The organism is Streptomyces sp. NBC_00210, assembly GCF_045160975.1.
Taxonomy (GTDB): Bacteria; Actinomycetota; Actinomycetes; order Streptomycetales; family Streptomycetaceae; genus Streptomyces.
The window spans coordinates 6,445,480-6,459,528 of sequence record NZ_CP108120.1; the positions used below are offsets into that span (position 1 = coordinate 6,445,480).

At 69.3% G+C, this 14,049-nt stretch carries 14 protein-coding genes; 8 read left to right on the forward strand and 6 right to left on the reverse strand.

Translation table 11 applies throughout. From position 1 onward, the window contains the following. Positions 1–50: 50 nt before the first annotated feature. On the forward strand, positions 51–803 hold the full coding sequence (locus OG729_RS29105) for an endonuclease/exonuclease/phosphatase family protein (RefSeq protein ID WP_405808822.1): 753 nt from the start codon (positions 51–53) through the stop codon (positions 801–803). Positions 804–873: 70 nt separating this feature from the next. Here OG729_RS29105 and OG729_RS29110 read toward each other — a convergent pair whose 3' ends face one another. Both OG729_RS29110 and OG729_RS29115 read right to left on the reverse strand, forming a co-directional pair. Continuing rightward, on the reverse strand, positions 874–1,461 hold the full coding sequence (locus tag OG729_RS29110; protein WP_405808823.1) for a hypothetical protein: 588 nt from the start codon (positions 1,459–1,461) through the stop codon (positions 874–876). Beyond that, complete coding sequence (locus OG729_RS29115) at positions 1,454–2,233, reverse strand: alpha/beta fold hydrolase (RefSeq protein ID WP_360866383.1); 780 nt, start codon at positions 2,231–2,233, stop codon at positions 1,454–1,456. The genes OG729_RS29110 and OG729_RS29115 overlap by 8 nt, the downstream gene beginning before the upstream one ends. 147 nt (positions 2,234–2,380) lie before the next feature. Here OG729_RS29115 and OG729_RS29120 point away from each other — a divergent pair, with 147 nt between their 5' ends. The 4 genes from OG729_RS29120 (at position 2,381) to OG729_RS29135 (ending at position 6,268) form a co-directional block, all read left to right on the forward strand. Beyond that, a complete protein-coding gene (locus OG729_RS29120; RefSeq protein WP_360866380.1) occupies positions 2,381–3,142 on the forward strand; it encodes a lysophospholipid acyltransferase family protein in 762 nt (253 codons plus the stop codon). Positions 3,143–3,170: 28 nt separating this feature from the next. Next, positions 3,171–4,412 (forward strand): MacS family sensor histidine kinase, encoded by a 1,242-nt coding sequence (macS, locus tag OG729_RS29125; RefSeq protein WP_405808825.1) that lies wholly within the window; start codon positions 3,171–3,173, stop codon positions 4,410–4,412. Next, positions 4,409–5,083, forward strand: coding sequence for a response regulator transcription factor (locus OG729_RS29130; RefSeq protein ID WP_360866375.1), 675 nt, complete (start codon positions 4,409–4,411; stop codon positions 5,081–5,083). Before macS ends, OG729_RS29130 begins: the two co-directional genes overlap by 4 nt. Before the next feature lie 156 nt (positions 5,084–5,239). Further along, the gene (locus OG729_RS29135) at positions 5,240–6,268 is read left to right on the forward strand and encodes a 6-phosphofructokinase (protein WP_360866372.1); all 1,029 of its coding nucleotides are present in this window, start codon (positions 5,240–5,242) and stop codon (positions 6,266–6,268) included. 101 nt (positions 6,269–6,369) lie between these two features. On the opposite strand, the gene OG729_RS29140 is transcribed toward OG729_RS29135, so the two are convergent. From OG729_RS29140 to OG729_RS29150, 3 genes are all read right to left on the reverse strand, one after another. Further along, positions 6,370–8,295, reverse strand: a complete 1,926-nt coding sequence (locus tag OG729_RS29140) for an anthranilate synthase family protein (RefSeq protein ID WP_405808826.1) — start codon at positions 8,293–8,295, stop codon at positions 6,370–6,372. Between the two features lie 106 nt (positions 8,296–8,401). Next, complete coding sequence (locus OG729_RS29145) at positions 8,402–8,458, reverse strand: trp operon leader peptide (protein ID WP_071528813.1); 57 nt, start codon at positions 8,456–8,458, stop codon at positions 8,402–8,404. A 99-nt stretch (positions 8,459–8,557) separates the two neighbouring features. After that, positions 8,558–11,278, reverse strand: a complete 2,721-nt coding sequence (locus tag OG729_RS29150) for an N-acetylmuramoyl-L-alanine amidase (protein ID WP_405808827.1) — start codon at positions 11,276–11,278, stop codon at positions 8,558–8,560. A 256-nt stretch (positions 11,279–11,534) separates the two neighbouring features. On the opposite strand from OG729_RS29150, the gene OG729_RS29155 reads away from it, so the two are divergent. The 3 genes from OG729_RS29155 (at position 11,535) to OG729_RS29165 (ending at position 13,478) form a co-directional block, all read left to right on the forward strand. Then, complete coding sequence (locus OG729_RS29155; protein WP_405808829.1) at positions 11,535–11,726, forward strand: hypothetical protein; 192 nt, start codon at positions 11,535–11,537, stop codon at positions 11,724–11,726. Further along, on the forward strand, positions 11,710–13,062 hold the full coding sequence (locus OG729_RS29160) for a class II 3-deoxy-7-phosphoheptulonate synthase (RefSeq protein WP_360866366.1): 1,353 nt from the start codon (positions 11,710–11,712) through the stop codon (positions 13,060–13,062). The genes OG729_RS29155 and OG729_RS29160 overlap by 17 nt, the downstream gene beginning before the upstream one ends. 149 nt (positions 13,063–13,211) lie before the next feature. Next, the gene (locus OG729_RS29165; protein WP_360866363.1) at positions 13,212–13,478 is read left to right on the forward strand and encodes a (2Fe-2S)-binding protein; all 267 of its coding nucleotides are present in this window, start codon (positions 13,212–13,214) and stop codon (positions 13,476–13,478) included. A gap of 54 nt (positions 13,479–13,532) precedes the next feature. Here OG729_RS29165 and bfr read toward each other — a convergent pair whose 3' ends face one another. Continuing rightward, positions 13,533–14,012: a bacterioferritin gene (gene bfr, locus OG729_RS29170; RefSeq protein WP_405808831.1), complete on the reverse strand. Its 480-nt coding sequence runs from the start codon at positions 14,010–14,012 to the stop codon at positions 13,533–13,535. Between the last annotated feature and the right edge of the window lie 37 nt (positions 14,013–14,049).

Consider the following 14,049-nt stretch of genomic DNA (forward strand, 5'->3'; position numbering starts at 1 on the left):
GCCGGGGCGGAGCCCCGGTGGATGGCTCGTGGCGTCGTATCGTGAGCCGCATGGCGATCACTGCGTTGCCCAACCCCCGCACCGAGCCGGACGGTTCGGTCGTGATCCGGGTGCTCAGCTACAACATCCGCTCGCTGCGTGACGACGAGGACGCGCTGACCCGGGTGATCCGTGCCTGTGAGCCCGATCTGGTCTTCGTCCAGGAGGCCCCGCGGTTCTTCCGCTGGCGCAAACACGCCGCCCGGCTCGCCGCCAAGAGCGAGCTCGTCGTGCTGACCGGCGGCGCGACCGCGGCCGGGCCGCTGCTGTTGTGTTCGCTGAGGGCGACCGTTGAGCGTACGCAGGACGTGCTGCTGCCGCGCAGCCCCGGCCTGCACCGGCGCGGCTTCGCCACCGCCGTCGTACGCATCGGGGGCGCCCGGATCGGATTGCTCAGCTGTCATCTGAGCCTGCAGAGCGACGAGCGCTACGCACAGGCCGGGATGCTGCTCGACCGGCTGAGGGCGATGGACGTGCCGTATGCGATCGCGGCGGGCGACCTCAACGACCGGCCCACCGGGCGGAGCTTCCGCAGGCTTGCGGGGGAGCTGCAGGACTGCTGGGCGGTCGCTCCCTGGGGCGGCGAGCACACGTCGACGCCCGAGGACCCGCACCAGCGGATCGACGCGGTCTTTGCGACGGAGGGCGTCGAAGTGCTGGGCTGCGGCGTGCCGCTGGACCTCCCGGGCATCACCCCGGACGACTTGGAGGCCGCGACGGATCATCTTCCGGTGCTGGCCGCGCTCCGGGTCCCCGCGGCCTGAGCGGTGGCCCGAGCCCCCGAATCAGACCACTGCCTCGTCCGAGCCCTTGAATCAGACCACTGCCCCGGAATCAGACCACTGCCCCGCGGCCCGGGTCGTCGTCCTCGTCGTCGTCGGCGCCCGACATCCGGGCCACCAGGGTGGCAAAGCCACCCAGGAAGCCGCCGACGCAGAGTGTCGTCAGCCACCACGTCATGTCCCACTGCAAGAGCACCGCGACGAGCATCAGCACCGGGCCGCCGACCACCGCGAGCCAGGCGAACTTGGCCGTGACATCGGCCTCCGGCAGCGGCGGCGGCTCCGGCGGCACGAAGTGGCCCTCGTCGTCGTCGGCGTCGTCGAGGTCGTCGTCCTTCGGCTCGTCCACCTGGTAGTCGCGCGGCCCGCCGACCCCCGGTGCGAAGGTGATCGAGCTGCCCAGCGCGGGCCTGTCCGCGTCGGAGTCCTCCTCGGGGTCGGGCTCCGGCTGTGCCGCCCGGTCCTGAGAGGTCTCGTTCACCTCGCCCTCGGCAAGCAGCGCGAGATCCTCCACCGACTTGAACGGCTTCGCGCCCGGCGGGTCTGCGGGCTCGTCGCCGTACCCGGCGACGATGGCCGCCCAGGCGGCCTCCTCGTCGATGGGCTGCGGCTCGCGGTCCGCGTCGTGCTGTTCAGCCACCGGTGGTGCTCCCCTTCTTCCCGACACTCGGAGCGAGCCGGCCGATGAACGCGTAACTCTCGTCGAAAATTCGCTCCGCATCGTGGTCCAACGTCGCCACGTGGTAGCTCTGTTCCAGCAGGATCTCCGTGACGTCCGTGGAGGAGACCCGGCTGAGGACGCGGGCCGAGTCGACCGGCGGCACCACATGGTCCTGCGGGCTGTGCAGCAGCACCATCGGCTGGGTGACCTGCGGCAGCTCGCCGTCGACCAGCCGGAGGAAGTTCCGCAGGGAGTGCGCGGCGTGCAGCGGCACCCGGTCGTAGCCCACCTCCTCAGAGCCCTCCTTGGCGATGTCGCTCGTCAGGCCCTTGGTCGTCCGCACGAAGTGGCGGGCGACCGGCAGGGCGTGCGCCGACAGGCCGTGGACCTTGTTCGCCGGGTTGACCAGGACGATGCCGCTGATCGCGTCCCCGTGCTTCGCGGCGAGCCGCAGCGTGAGCGCGCCGCCCATCGAGAGCCCGAAGACAAAGACCTGGCTGCACCGCTCGACCAGCACCCGCAGCTCGCGGTCCACCTCCGCGTACCAGTCCTGCCAGCCGGTGACCTGCATGTCCTGCCAGCTCGTGCCGTGCCCGGGGAGCAGCGGCAGCGACACGGTGAGACCGCGCTCCGCCAGATACTCGGCCCAGGGGCGCAGCGACTGCGGGGAACCGGTGAATCCGTGACAGAGGAGGACGCCGACCTCTCCGCCTTCGTGGCGGTACGGCTCGGCTCCAGGAAGGACCGGCACCAGGGTCTCCTGTTCGTCAGTGTCTGAAGGTGTACTTCACCGTACGCGACCGGACCGACACCGACCAGGTGCGTAAGCCCCCCAGCGCGGGGACCCCGGGCCCACCTCGGGTTAAGGTCTGTTCGACAGCACACAGGAGGCACCCGAGTGATCTACGGCGCAATGAAGTTCTCCATCGGAGGCTCGCTGAAGCTTGCCTTCAGGCCCTGGGTGGAGGGTCTTGAGAACATTCCCGCCGAGGGACCGGCGATCCTGGCGAGCAATCATCTGTCCTTCTCGGACTCGTTCTTCCTCCCGGCGGTGCTCGACCGCAAGGTCACCTTCATCGCCAAGGCGGAGTACTTCACCTCGCCCGGAATCAAGGGCAAGCTCACCGCGGCCTTCTTCAAGGGCGTCGGACAGCTCCCGGTGGACCGTTCGGGCGCGCGCGGTGCCGGTGAGGCGGCGATCAAGGCCGGAGTCGATGTCATCGCGGGCGGCGGCCTGTTCGGCATCTACCCGGAGGGCACCCGCTCCCCGGACGGCCGCCTCTACCGCGGCAAGCCGGGCGGCCTCGCGCGCGTGGCGCTCGCCACCGGTGCTCCGGTCATCCCGGTCGCGATGATCGACACGGAGAAGATCCAGCCGCCCGGCAAGGTGGTCCCCAAGCTGATGCGCCCGGGGATCAGGATCGGCAAGCCGCTCGACTTCAGCCGCTACCACGGCATGGAGGGCGACCGCTTCATCCTGCGCTCGGTGACCGACGAGGTCATGTACGAGATCATGAAGCTTTCCGGCCAGGAGTACGTCGACATCTACGCGACGGCTGCGAAGCGCCAGATCGCCGAGCAGAAGGCGGCGGCGGACAAGGCGGCGAAGGCGGCCGCGAAGGCGGACACGGCAGAGACGACGGACCGGCCGGCTGCCTAGCCGAGCCGTCCGTCCTGGGGTGGGGGACATGGCCAAGCGCCAGCGGGTCGTACGGATGTCGGTCGAACTGCCGCTGTGGCGTGCGCTGACGGCGTACCGCGTCATCACCATGACGTACGCGGTGCTCCTCGCCGTCTTCACCCGGGACAAGTTCGAGCGCCCCTGGGTGGCGGTGGCCGTTCTCGCGGTGATCTCCGTCTGGACGCTGCTCACGCTCCCCAAGGTGGCCAACGCCCGCCGCTGCACCAAACGCTTCCTCGTCGCCGATCTCACCATCGCCCTGACCGGCATTCTGCTCACCCCGCTCGCCGACGCCCAGGCGCAGCACATGGACGGCCCGACGCTGCCGACGATATGGACCGCCGGATCCGTCCTGGCCTTCGCCATCAAGGGCGGCTGGCGCTGGGCCGGCTTCGCGTCCTCACTCGTCGCCGTCGTCAACATCATCGAGCGCGGCCAGCCCAGCCGGGACACCTTCCACAACGTCCTGCTGGTCTGGGTCGCGTCCATCGGCATCGGCTATGTCGTCGAGGTCGCCCGCGCCTCCGAGCGCACCCTCGCCCGCGCCCTGGAGATCGAGGCGGCGACCCGGGAGCGGGAGCGGCTGGCCCGCGACATCCACGACAGCGTGCTCCAGGTGCTTGCGATGGTGCAGCGGCGCGGTACGGCGCTGGGCGGCGAGGCCGCCGAGCTCGGCCGGATGGCGGGGGAGCAGGAGGTCGCCCTGCGCACCCTGGTCTCCAGCGGCCTGGTCCCCACGATGCGCGCCTCCGCCGACGCCTCGATGGGTGCCGTGGTCCGCACCGTCGAGGACGACGAGACCTCGGGCGAGCCGGAGCTCTACGATCTGCGGTCGCTGCTCGCGCAGCACGCCGGATCGAAGGTGACGTTCTCGGAGCCGGGCGCGCCCGTGCTGCTCCCGACGACCGCGGCGGCCGAGCTCGCCGCCGCTGTCAGTGCCGCCCTGGACAATGTCCGTAGGCACGCGGGGGACAACGCCCAGGCCTGGATCCTGGTCGAGGACTGGCCGGACGAGGTGATCGTGACGGTCCGGGACGACGGCCCAGGCATCCCGGAGGGCAGGCTTGCCCAGGCGGAGGGCGAGGGACGGCTCGGTGTCGCCCTGTCGATCCGCGGGCGGCTGCGGGATCTCGGCGGCACGGCCGAAGTGATCTCGGTCCCGGGCCAGGGCACAGAAGTCGAACTGAAAGTTCCACGGGCCTCGCGGGCTCCACGGGCACGGGCTCCACGGGGGAAGGCAGGAAAATGACGGATCAGCAGACGATCAAGGTGATGGTCGTCGACGACCACCCGATGTGGCGGGACGCGGTTGCCCGCGACCTGGACGCGGCCGGCTTCAAGGTGGTGGGGACGGCCGGCGACGGTCCCCAGGCCGTGCGCCGCGCCAGGGCCGTCGCGCCCGACGTCCTCGTACTCGACCTCAATCTGCCCGGGATGCCGGGCGTCCAGGTGTGCAAGGAACTCGTCGGCTCCCATCCCGCTCTGCGGGTCCTGGTGCTCTCCGCGAGCGGCGAGCATGCGGACGTACTGGAAGCGGTGAAGTCCGGCGCCACCGGCTATCTGCTCAAGTCCGCCAGTACGGAGGAGCTGACCGACGCCGTGCGGCGCACGGCCGCAGGCGACCCGGTCTTCACGCCCGGCCTTGCGGGCCTGGTCCTCGGCGAGTACCGCAGGCTCGCCTCCGAGCCCGCTCCCGGGCCGGGGGGCGACGAGCCGAAGGCGCCGCAGCTGACCGAGCGCGAGACCGAGGTGCTGCGGCTGGTCGCCAAGGGGCTCTCGTACAAGCAGATCGCCGAGCGCCTGGTCATCTCCCACCGCACTGTCCAGAACCACGTCCAGAACACGCTCGGCAAGCTCCAGTTGCACAACCGCGTGGAGCTCGTGCGGTACGCCATCGAGCGTGGCCTCGACGACGAGTAGTTCGCCGGCCCTCGCCCGTACGAGACTCGTACGGGTGAAAAACGGGCGTCAACCGTCGTATGACGCACAGGAATTGACCTTTCGTCCCATCCCGTAGTGACCTGGATCACCATTAGCGTGGCGGTCATACGGCTCACCAGGCGAAGGGAAGTTTCCATGCGCGTCGGAGTACTGACCGGGGGCGGCGACTGCCCCGGGCTCAATGCGGTCATCCGTGGCATCGTCCGCAAGGGCGTGCAGGAGTACGCGTACGAATTCGTCGGCTACCGCGACGGCTGGCGCGGACCCGTCGAGGGCGACACGATCACGCTCGACATCCCGGCCGTACGCGGCATTCTGCCCCGCGGCGGCACCATCCTCGGCTCTTCGCGCACCAACCCCCTCAAGTCGGAGAACGGTGTCCGCCGTATCAAGGAGAACCTCGCCAAGCACGAGGTCGACGCGCTGATCGCGATCGGCGGCGAGGACACCCTCGGCGTTGCCGCGCGCCTGTACGAGGAGTACGGCATCAAGTGCGTCGGCGTGCCCAAGACCATCGACAACGACCTGTCCGCCACCGACTACACCTTCGGCTTCGACACCGCGGTCGGCATCGCCACCGAGGCCATCGACCGGCTGCACACCACCGCCGAATCCCATATGCGCGTCCTGGTCGTCGAGGTGATGGGGCGCCACGCGGGCTGGATCGCCCTGCACTCCGGTCTGGCCGGCGGCGCCAATGTCATCCTCATCCCGGAGCAGCGCTTCGACGTCGACCAGGTCTGCGCCTGGGTGACCTCGCGTTTCAAGGCCAGTTACGCCCCGATCGTGGTGGTCGCCGAGGGCGCCATGCCCAAGGACGGCGAGGCGGTCCTCAAGGACGGCTCGCTCGACTCCTTCGGCCATGTCCGGCTCTCCGGCGTCGGCGAGTGGCTGGCCAAGGAGATCGAGAGGCGTACGGGCAAGGAGGCCCGCACCACCGTCCTCGGCCATGTCCAGCGCGGCGGCACCCCGAGCGCCTTCGACCGCTGGCTGGCCACCCGCTTCGGGCTGCACGTGATCGACGCGGTGCGGGACGGGGACTTCGGCAAGATGGTCGCGCTGCAGGGCACGGACATCGTGCGGGTACCGATCGCGGAGGCGACGGCCAAGCTGAAGACGGTCGACCCGAGGCTGTACGAGGAGGTCGGCGTCTTCTTCGGCTGACCCCTGGGCTCCGCCCCAGACCCGCGCCTCAATCGCCGGCAGGGCTGAATTTTCAGCCCGTCCGGCGATTGAGGACATGCCCGAAGGGCGTACGTGGGAAATCAGGCCCGGCCCACTCGCGTCGTCGCGACGAGGAGGCCGTGGATCACCTCCGGCCCCCGCATCGTCAGTACCGACTCCGGGTGGAACTGGATGCCCGCGAAGCCTGTGCCCCGCAAGGCATGCACCTCCGCCGAGAGGGGATCGCGGGCCACCTCGACCCCGTGCGCCTCCAGCTCCGCCGCCGCCGCGTCGTCACAGCGCGCCGTGAAGCTGTTGTAGAAGCCCACCGTCTCCGCACGCCCGAAGAAGTCGATCCGCTCCTGTGCTCCCTGGTACGGCGCGTCCTTGCGCACGATCTCCAAGCCGAGCTCGGCCGCCATCAGCTCATGGCCGAGGCAGACGCCCAGCAGACCGTGGCGGTGATCGCGCAGCAGATCCGCTGCGAGCGAGCGCAGGAAACGCATCTTCGGGTCGCCCGCGTCGGCCGGATCGCCCGGTCCCGGACCCAGCACCACCGGTCCCGTGTGCGCCAGAGCCGACTCCCGCAGGCCGGGCTCGTCGTACCGACGCACCGTCACCTCCAGGCCCGTGGAGCGCAGCAGATGCGCCAGCATCGCGGTGAAGGTGTCCTCGCCGTCCACGACCAGCGCATGGCCGCTCAGCCGGGCGCTGCGCTCCTGCATCCGCAGCCAGAAGGGCGCGAGGTCGGCGCGGCGGGCGTCGAGGGCGGCCCGTACCCGCGGGTCGTCGGCGAGCTGCGGGCGCTCGGCGTCCTCCCGCGGCCGGCCCGGCGCCACCCCCAGCGCGGCGAGCACACCGGCCGCCTTGGCGTGCGTCTCGGCGACCTCGCCCGCCGGGTCGGAGTGCCGGACCAGCGTCGCCCCGACCGGCACCCGCAGAAAGCCCTCGTTGTCGATGTCGGCGGTGCGGATCAGGATGGGGGAGTCGAGGGTCTGCGCGCCGCCGTCGTCAATGCCGATCAGCGCGAGGGCCCCCGCGTAGTAGCCGCGCCCGCCCACCTCGTGCCGCTCGATGACCCGGCAGGCGTTCTGCACCGGCGATCCTGTCACCGTCGCCGCGAACATGGTCTCCCGCAGTACGTCCCGTACATCCAGGGAGCTCTTGCCCCTCAACTCGTACTCGGTGTGCGCCAGATGGGCCATCTCCTTGAGCCGGGGACCGATGACGACGCCGCCCATGTCGCCGACGGTGCACATCATCTTCAGCTCCTCGTCGACGACCATGGAGAGCTCCTCGCGCTCCTTGCGGTCCGCCAGGAAGGAGAGCAGCGCCTCGGGGGTGGGGCCTTCGGGCGGATAGCGGAAGGTGCCGCTGATGGGGTTCATCACGACGGTGCCGCCGCTCATCCGGACATGTACCTCGGGGGAGGCGCCGACCAGGGTGCGCCCACCCGTCTCCCGCCGCCGCCCTTCCAAGGAAGGCCCTGCGGGCCCCCTGTTTCCCGTGTGCACGACGAAGGTCCAGTACGCGCCGCGCTCGCCGGCCAGCAGCCGCCGGAACAGGGCCAGGGCGTCGGCCCGGCCGAAGCCGGGGACGCGGCCGGTATAGGTGCGGCGGATGACGAAGTTCGCGCCCTCGCCGCGGCCGATCTCGTCGTCGATGACCCGGCGGACGATGTCCGCGTACTCCTCGTCGCCGACGTCGAAGGCCCCGCCCTCGACCTGTACGTCATGGGCGGGAAGCGTCGACAGGACTTCGGCGAGCGGCAGTTCGTACGACTCGTCGGCGACGAGCACCGACAGCGGCGTTCCGTCGTCGCGTACGTCGAAGCCGCGTTCTCCGATCTGGCGGAACGGGACGAGGGCGAGGGACGGGCGGTCCCCGGCCGGGAGGTCGGCGAGCCGCTCGACCTCGTGCACTGGGCCGATCAGGACCTCGACGATGTCGTGGTCATGGCCGGGGGTGCGCCTGCGCAGCAGGGCGAAGGGCGGGCAGTCGTCGTCCAGGAGTCGGCTGATGAGCATCGGGCGTGTTCCTTCCGAGTGGGAGGAACGGCCGTTGCCCCGGGACCCGGGAAACACTGAAGGCCGCCCCTCGGGCGGCCTTCGCGATCCTGTTGCGCGCGATCAGTCAGTGGGCCGCCGGGTGTGCGGTCCACCACCAGTTCTGGGTCGAGTGCGCGAACATGCCGCAGACCTTAACGCACTTCCGCGCGCGGTGCCGCGGTACGTCCGGGAAACGGACGGCCGCGGCACCGCGCGCGGAGCTCAGGCGGTCGGACGCGGGTCAGACGAGCAGGTTGTAGATCTGCCAGCCCTCGGCGATCTTGACGCGGGCGGCGAACGGCGATGTCGCGCTGCCGCTGCCCTTGTACAGCCACAGCACACCCGAGGAGTCGCGGGCGATCAGGTCGGGCTTGCCGTCGCCGGAGAGGTCGCTCGGCCCGGCCAGGATGTTGTAGATCCCCCAGCCGGTGCCGATCTTGGTCCGTGCGGCGTACGGCGCGGTGGCGTTGCCGGTGCCCTTGTAGAGCCAGAGCACACCGGAGGAGTCGCGGGCGATCAGGTCGGCCTTGCCGTCCGCGGTGATGTCTCCGGTGTCGGTCAGCTGGTTGTAGATCCCCCAGCCGGGGCCGATCTTCACTCGGGCGGCGAAGGGTGCGGTCGCGGTGCCGGTGCCCTTGTAGAGCCAGAGCACACCGGAGGAGTCGCGGGCGATCAGATCGGCTGTTCCATCACCGGTGATGTCCCGGGCGCCGGTCAGCTGGTTGTAGATCTGCCAGCCCTTGCCCACTTCAAGGCGCTTCTGGAACGGCGCGGACGGGTTGCCGCTGGCCCGGTAGTACCAGAGCACTCCGGAGGGCTCCCGGGCCACGATGTCGCCGGCGGCGTCGGCGCGCAGAGCGGTCATCGAGGTCACCACGTTGTAGCCCTGCCAGCCGCTGCCGACGCGGTAGCGGGTCAGCAAGGGGGAGGTGGCGTTTCCAGTGCCCTGGTACTGCCACAGCACGCCGCCGGAGTCGCGGGCGACGACGTTGTAGCGGTTGGCGCCGGACACGGGGGCCACCGGGGCGGCCTCCTCGACGTCGCTCGCCTTCACCCACGCCATGCGGTGGTTGTAGCGGATCGGGACGTAGAGATCGGTCTTGCCCTCGACCCGGAGCTGCTTGGAGCCGAAGTATTCGTCACCGAGGACCGCCTCGCCTGCCTTCACATAGGCCTGGCCGGAGGGGAAGGCGTACTTCGACAGGTAGTCGGGACTGTCCGTCGGGGCGGTCTCGCCGGTTCCCTCGTAGGCCGAGGCCTCGGGGAAGGAACGTCCGTAGATCCGGGCCGTCACGCCGGCCTTGAGCTTCACCACGGTCCCGCTGGTGACGGGCGCGGTGTACTGGCCACCGGGGTTGTAGAACCAGGCCTTCTGCCCGCCGTACCAGACGGCCGTCCAGTCGTACTGCGCCTCGGCAACGACGTAGGTACCTCCCGCGACGACCTTGTTGCCCCAGTTCGGGCCGTCGCTCCACAGCACGCCGGGCATGTACGGGTCCTTGATCGGCGTGGCCGTCGATGCCGTCGTGTACAGGTACCCGAAGTTCGCCGGCTGCTTGGCGACGGTGCTGCCGTCGTACGTGATCGTGGGCTGGTTCGCCGCGGTGAACGGCACAACGACGCGGACCAGCTGACCGGCCTTGAGCAGGCCGCCGGCTCCGCCGGCGCCCGTCGGTGCGCCCAGCAGCGACATGTAGTGGTTCCAGTCCCAGAACGGGCCCGCGTCCCAATGCATGCCGGCCACGTTGGCGTCCAGCTGTCCCGGCACCTCGTCGTGGCCGATGATGTGCTCACGGTCCGGCGTAATGCCGTACTTGGCCGCCAGGAACTTCACCAGGGCCGCGGAGGACTCGTACTGCGGCTCGGTGTACCAGCTGCCCGCCTTGATGGCGTAGCCCTCGTGCTCCACGCCGATGGCGTGCATGTTGACGGTCCAGTTGCCCGCGTGCCACGCCAGGTTCTTGTTCTCGACCATCTGGGTGACCAGACCGTCCGAGGCACGGATCAGGTAGTGCGCGCTTCCCCTGGCCGTGGAGCTCTGGAAGGCGGCGATGGTGCCGTCGTAGCTGCCCTCGGTGTCGTGGATGACGATCTGGCGGATGCCGAACCCGCCTGCCGGGCGGTCCGCGAGCGTGTAGTTGCGCTGGCCGGTGCTCGGGACCTCGGCCGGGATGTAGTTGCAGTTCAGGCCCGACGGGCACTCGGGCGTCGGAACCGCCGTCGTGCTCGCGAAGGTCGCGGCGAGCGGGACCTTCGACGGCTTGACCGGCTCCACCGACGGATCGGCCGGCAGCGTGACCACCTGGCCATCCGTGGTGAGCTCCCGCTCGCCGGTCTTGATCGACTCGAATACCCGTTTCGCGAAGAGGTCGGCGCCCTTCTTGTCCGGCGATTCGCTGAAACGGGCGACGGACGGGTACCACTGCCCCGGGTCGTCCGGCAGCTCGCCGGTCGCCTGGCGCTGGTACTCCGCGAGCAGCGCCGCACCGGCGCGGATGCTCTCGGCCGTGTCGTTCTTCAGGGAGTCCGTCGAACCGTCGATCAGCTCGGCGGCCTTGTCCAGCGTGTGCAGCCGTGGGTCGTCGGTGTCGACGGTCTCCTTCGGGAGGCTGCGCAGTGCCTTCGCGGCGTCGAAGGTCTTCTCGATCTCCGGGTTGCCGCTCGTGTTGAGGTGCGCGAGGCGCTCCTTGTCGTCGTGCTGCTCAACGTCCTCCGGGCCGACCTGGGTCAGTCCCATGACGTTGTACGCGCCGGTGGTGCTCGGCTGTCCGTCGTGGGCCTCCCAGCGCGTCTGGTGGTACGAGACCGCCATCAGCACGCTCTTCGGTACGTCGAACTCCCGTGCCGCGTCCCCGAACTGGGACTCCAGCGCCATGCCCGGAGGCGTTCCCTTACCGTCCGACGAGCCGAGGAAGTCGGGAGATGCCACCGCGATGGTGCCGATCGCGGCGCTGGCGACCACGGCGGTGGCAATGCCGTAGATCAGGATCTTTTTCGTGCGGTCTCTGCGATGTCCCCTATGCCCGCTTTTCAACGCCCACCCCTGCTCACAGACCTACCCCTGTTGACTTGGATCCCGCTGATTTCTCAGGAAACGGCGTGAGGTTAGCAGTCCGTAAAGTTGAGCGTTACAACAAGATGCACCCCAGGCCAATTCGGTTGCCTGGAGTGGGGGTTGTCTCATGTACGGAGTCCCTGTCCGTCGGTGTACGCCGCAAATGATCTTCGCCTCCGGGGGCGTCTGCCATGGCGGGCCGCTGAACCCGGAGGTGACCGCGGACGGGCTCGCCGTCGACCGGGCGGCCCTCGGCGACCCGGAATCGGGCATGGACCGCCGTCTCACGTACTGGGCCGCGGCGTGGATGCCGTCACGGACCCCGTACTGTTGGCTGGGTGACCGTGAACGCTAAGACCACCGTTGTCGGTGGCAACACCTGGCGAGACCTGCCCGCGGCGCAGCAGCCCGAGTACCCCGATGCCGAGGCTCTGCGCGATGTGATCGCGGACCTCGAGTCGTATCCGCCGCTCGTCTTCGCGGGCGAGTGCGACCAGCTGCGTGCCCGGATGGGAGCCGTCGCCAAGGGCGAGGCGTTCCTGCTTCAGGGCGGCGACTGCGCCGAGGCCTTCGACGCCGTGTCCGCCGACCACATCCGTAACAAGCTCAAGACCCTGCTCCAGATGGGCGCGGTGCTCACCTACGCCGCCTCCGTGCCCGTGGTGAAGGTCGGCCGTATCGCCGGCCAGTACTCCAAGCCGCGCTCCAAGCCGACCGAGACCCGCGACGGCGTGACGCTCCCCACCTACCGGGGCGACTCCGTCAACGGCTTCGACTTCACCGAGGCGGCCCGCATCCCGGACCCCGAGCGCCTGAAGCGGATGTACAACGCCTCCGCCGCGACGCTCAACCTGGTGCGCGCCTTCACCACCGGTGGCTACGCCGACCTGCGCCAGGTGCACGCCTGGAACCAGGACTTCGTGAAGTCGTCGCCCTCCGGCCAGCGCTACGAGCAGCTCGCCCGCGAGATCGACAACGCGCTGAACTTCATGGAGGCCTGCGGCACCGACCCGGCGGAGTTCCGCACGGTCGAGTTCTACGCCTCCCACGAGGCGCTGCTGCTCGACTACGAGTCGGCGCTGACCCGCATCGACTCCCGTACGGGCAATCTGTACGACGTCTCGGGGCACATGGTCTGGATCGGCGAGCGCACCCGCCAGCTGGACGGGGCGCACATCGAGTTCGCCTCCCGGATCCGCAACCCGATCGGTGTGAAGCTCGGCCCGACGACCACGGTCGACGAGGCGCTGCAGTACATCGACAAGCTCGACCCGGAGCGCGAGCCCGGCCGGCTGACCTTCGTGGTCCGCATGGGCGCCGACAAGGTCCGCGACAAGCTCCCGGAGCTGGTCGAGAAGGTCACCGCCTCGGGTGCCACCGTGGCCTGGGTGACCGACCCGATGCACGGCAACACCTTCGAGGCCGCCTCCGGCCACAAGACCCGCCGCTTCGACGACGTGCTCGACGAGGTCAAGGGCTTCTTCGAGGTCCACAAGTCGCTCGGCACGCACCCCGGCGGTATCCATGTCGAGCTCACCGGTGACGATGTCACCGAGTGCGTGGGAGGTGGCGACGAGATCTTCGTCGACGATCTGCACCAGCGCTACGAGACGGCCTGCGACCCGCGCCTGAACCGCAGCCAGTCCCTGGACCTGGCCTTCCTGGTTGCCGAGATGTACCGCGACCAGTAGTAACGGATCAACGACAGTGGGGCGCGGATCGATGTGATCCGCGCCCCACCGTCATTTCGGGGCTTTTGCGCATCCGGTTCTGCGGCTAAGGTTAGGTAAGCCTCACCGATCATCGGGAAAGGCGCCACCCTATCGATCCCGTCCGGGAGGTGAACCGCGTGTACGTGTGCTCATGCTTCGGCATCACCGAGAAGCAGGTCAAGGAACACGCGGACGCCGGTGCCTGCACCCCTCGACAGATAGCGTCGGTCTCCAAAGCCGGTACCGACTGTGGATCGTGTGTCCGCCGCATCCAGGGGATTCTGGGCCGGGGCAGCTGCCCGCGGCGTGAGCTGATGGAGCAGGGCAACAGCGCGGCCGTACTGGCCTCCGACCCCGGCTCCGGCGCGCAGACCGAGCTCCGCGAAGCGGCCTGATCCGAAGCGGCCTGATCCGAAAGATCCGAACCGGCCTGATCCGAAAGACAGGACCTAGCCCTCAGGCTGCTCGATCAGCTGCGCGATGTAGAGCGGCTCACCGAGCTTCTCGATCAGCTCCAGCTGCGTGTCGAGATAGTCGATGTGGTGCTCCTCGTCCGCCAGGATCGACTCGAAGATGTTCGCCGACGTGATGTCGCCCTTGCTGCGCATCACCTCGATCCCGCGCTTGAGGCGGTCGATCGCCTCGACCTCGACCTGCCGGTCCGACTGGAACATCTCGGTGACCGTCTGGCCCACACGCACATGGAACAGGCGCTGGTAGTTCGGCAGGCCGTCGAGGAAGAGAATCCGGTCGGTGAGCACTTCCGCGTGCTTCATCTCGTCGAACGACTCTGCCCGGGTGTACTTGGCGAGCTTCGTCCAGCCGAAGTTCTCCTGCATCTTCGCGTGCAGGAAGTACTGGTTGATGGCCGTCAATTCGGCGGTCAGCTGCTCATTGAGAAACTCGATGACTTCGGGGTCGCCCTGCATCGCAGAGGCTCCTTCCGCACGTGTGACTGGGCAGGTG

Excerpts from the sequence above, each read along its gene's own strand:
- OG729_RS29105 (WP_405808822.1), top strand. The coding sequence starts at position 51 with ATGGCGATCACTGCGTTGCCCAACCCCCGCACCGAGCCGGACGGTTCG.
- macS (WP_405808825.1), top strand. The coding sequence starts at position 3,171 with ATGGCCAAGCGCCAGCGGGTCGTACGGATGTCGGTCGAACTGCCGCTG.
- OG729_RS29130 (WP_360866375.1), top strand. The coding sequence starts at position 4,409 with ATGACGGATCAGCAGACGATCAAGGTGATGGTCGTCGACGACCACCCG.
- OG729_RS29135 (WP_360866372.1), top strand. The coding sequence starts at position 5,240 with ATGCGCGTCGGAGTACTGACCGGGGGCGGCGACTGCCCCGGGCTCAAT.
- OG729_RS29140 (WP_405808826.1), bottom strand. The coding sequence starts at position 8,295 with ATGCTCATCAGCCGACTCCTGGACGACGACTGCCCGCCCTTCGCCCTG.
- OG729_RS29155 (WP_405808829.1), top strand. The coding sequence starts at position 11,535 with ATGATCTTCGCCTCCGGGGGCGTCTGCCATGGCGGGCCGCTGAACCCG.
- bfr (WP_405808831.1), bottom strand. The coding sequence starts at position 14,012 with ATGCAGGGCGACCCCGAAGTCATCGAGTTTCTCAATGAGCAGCTGACC.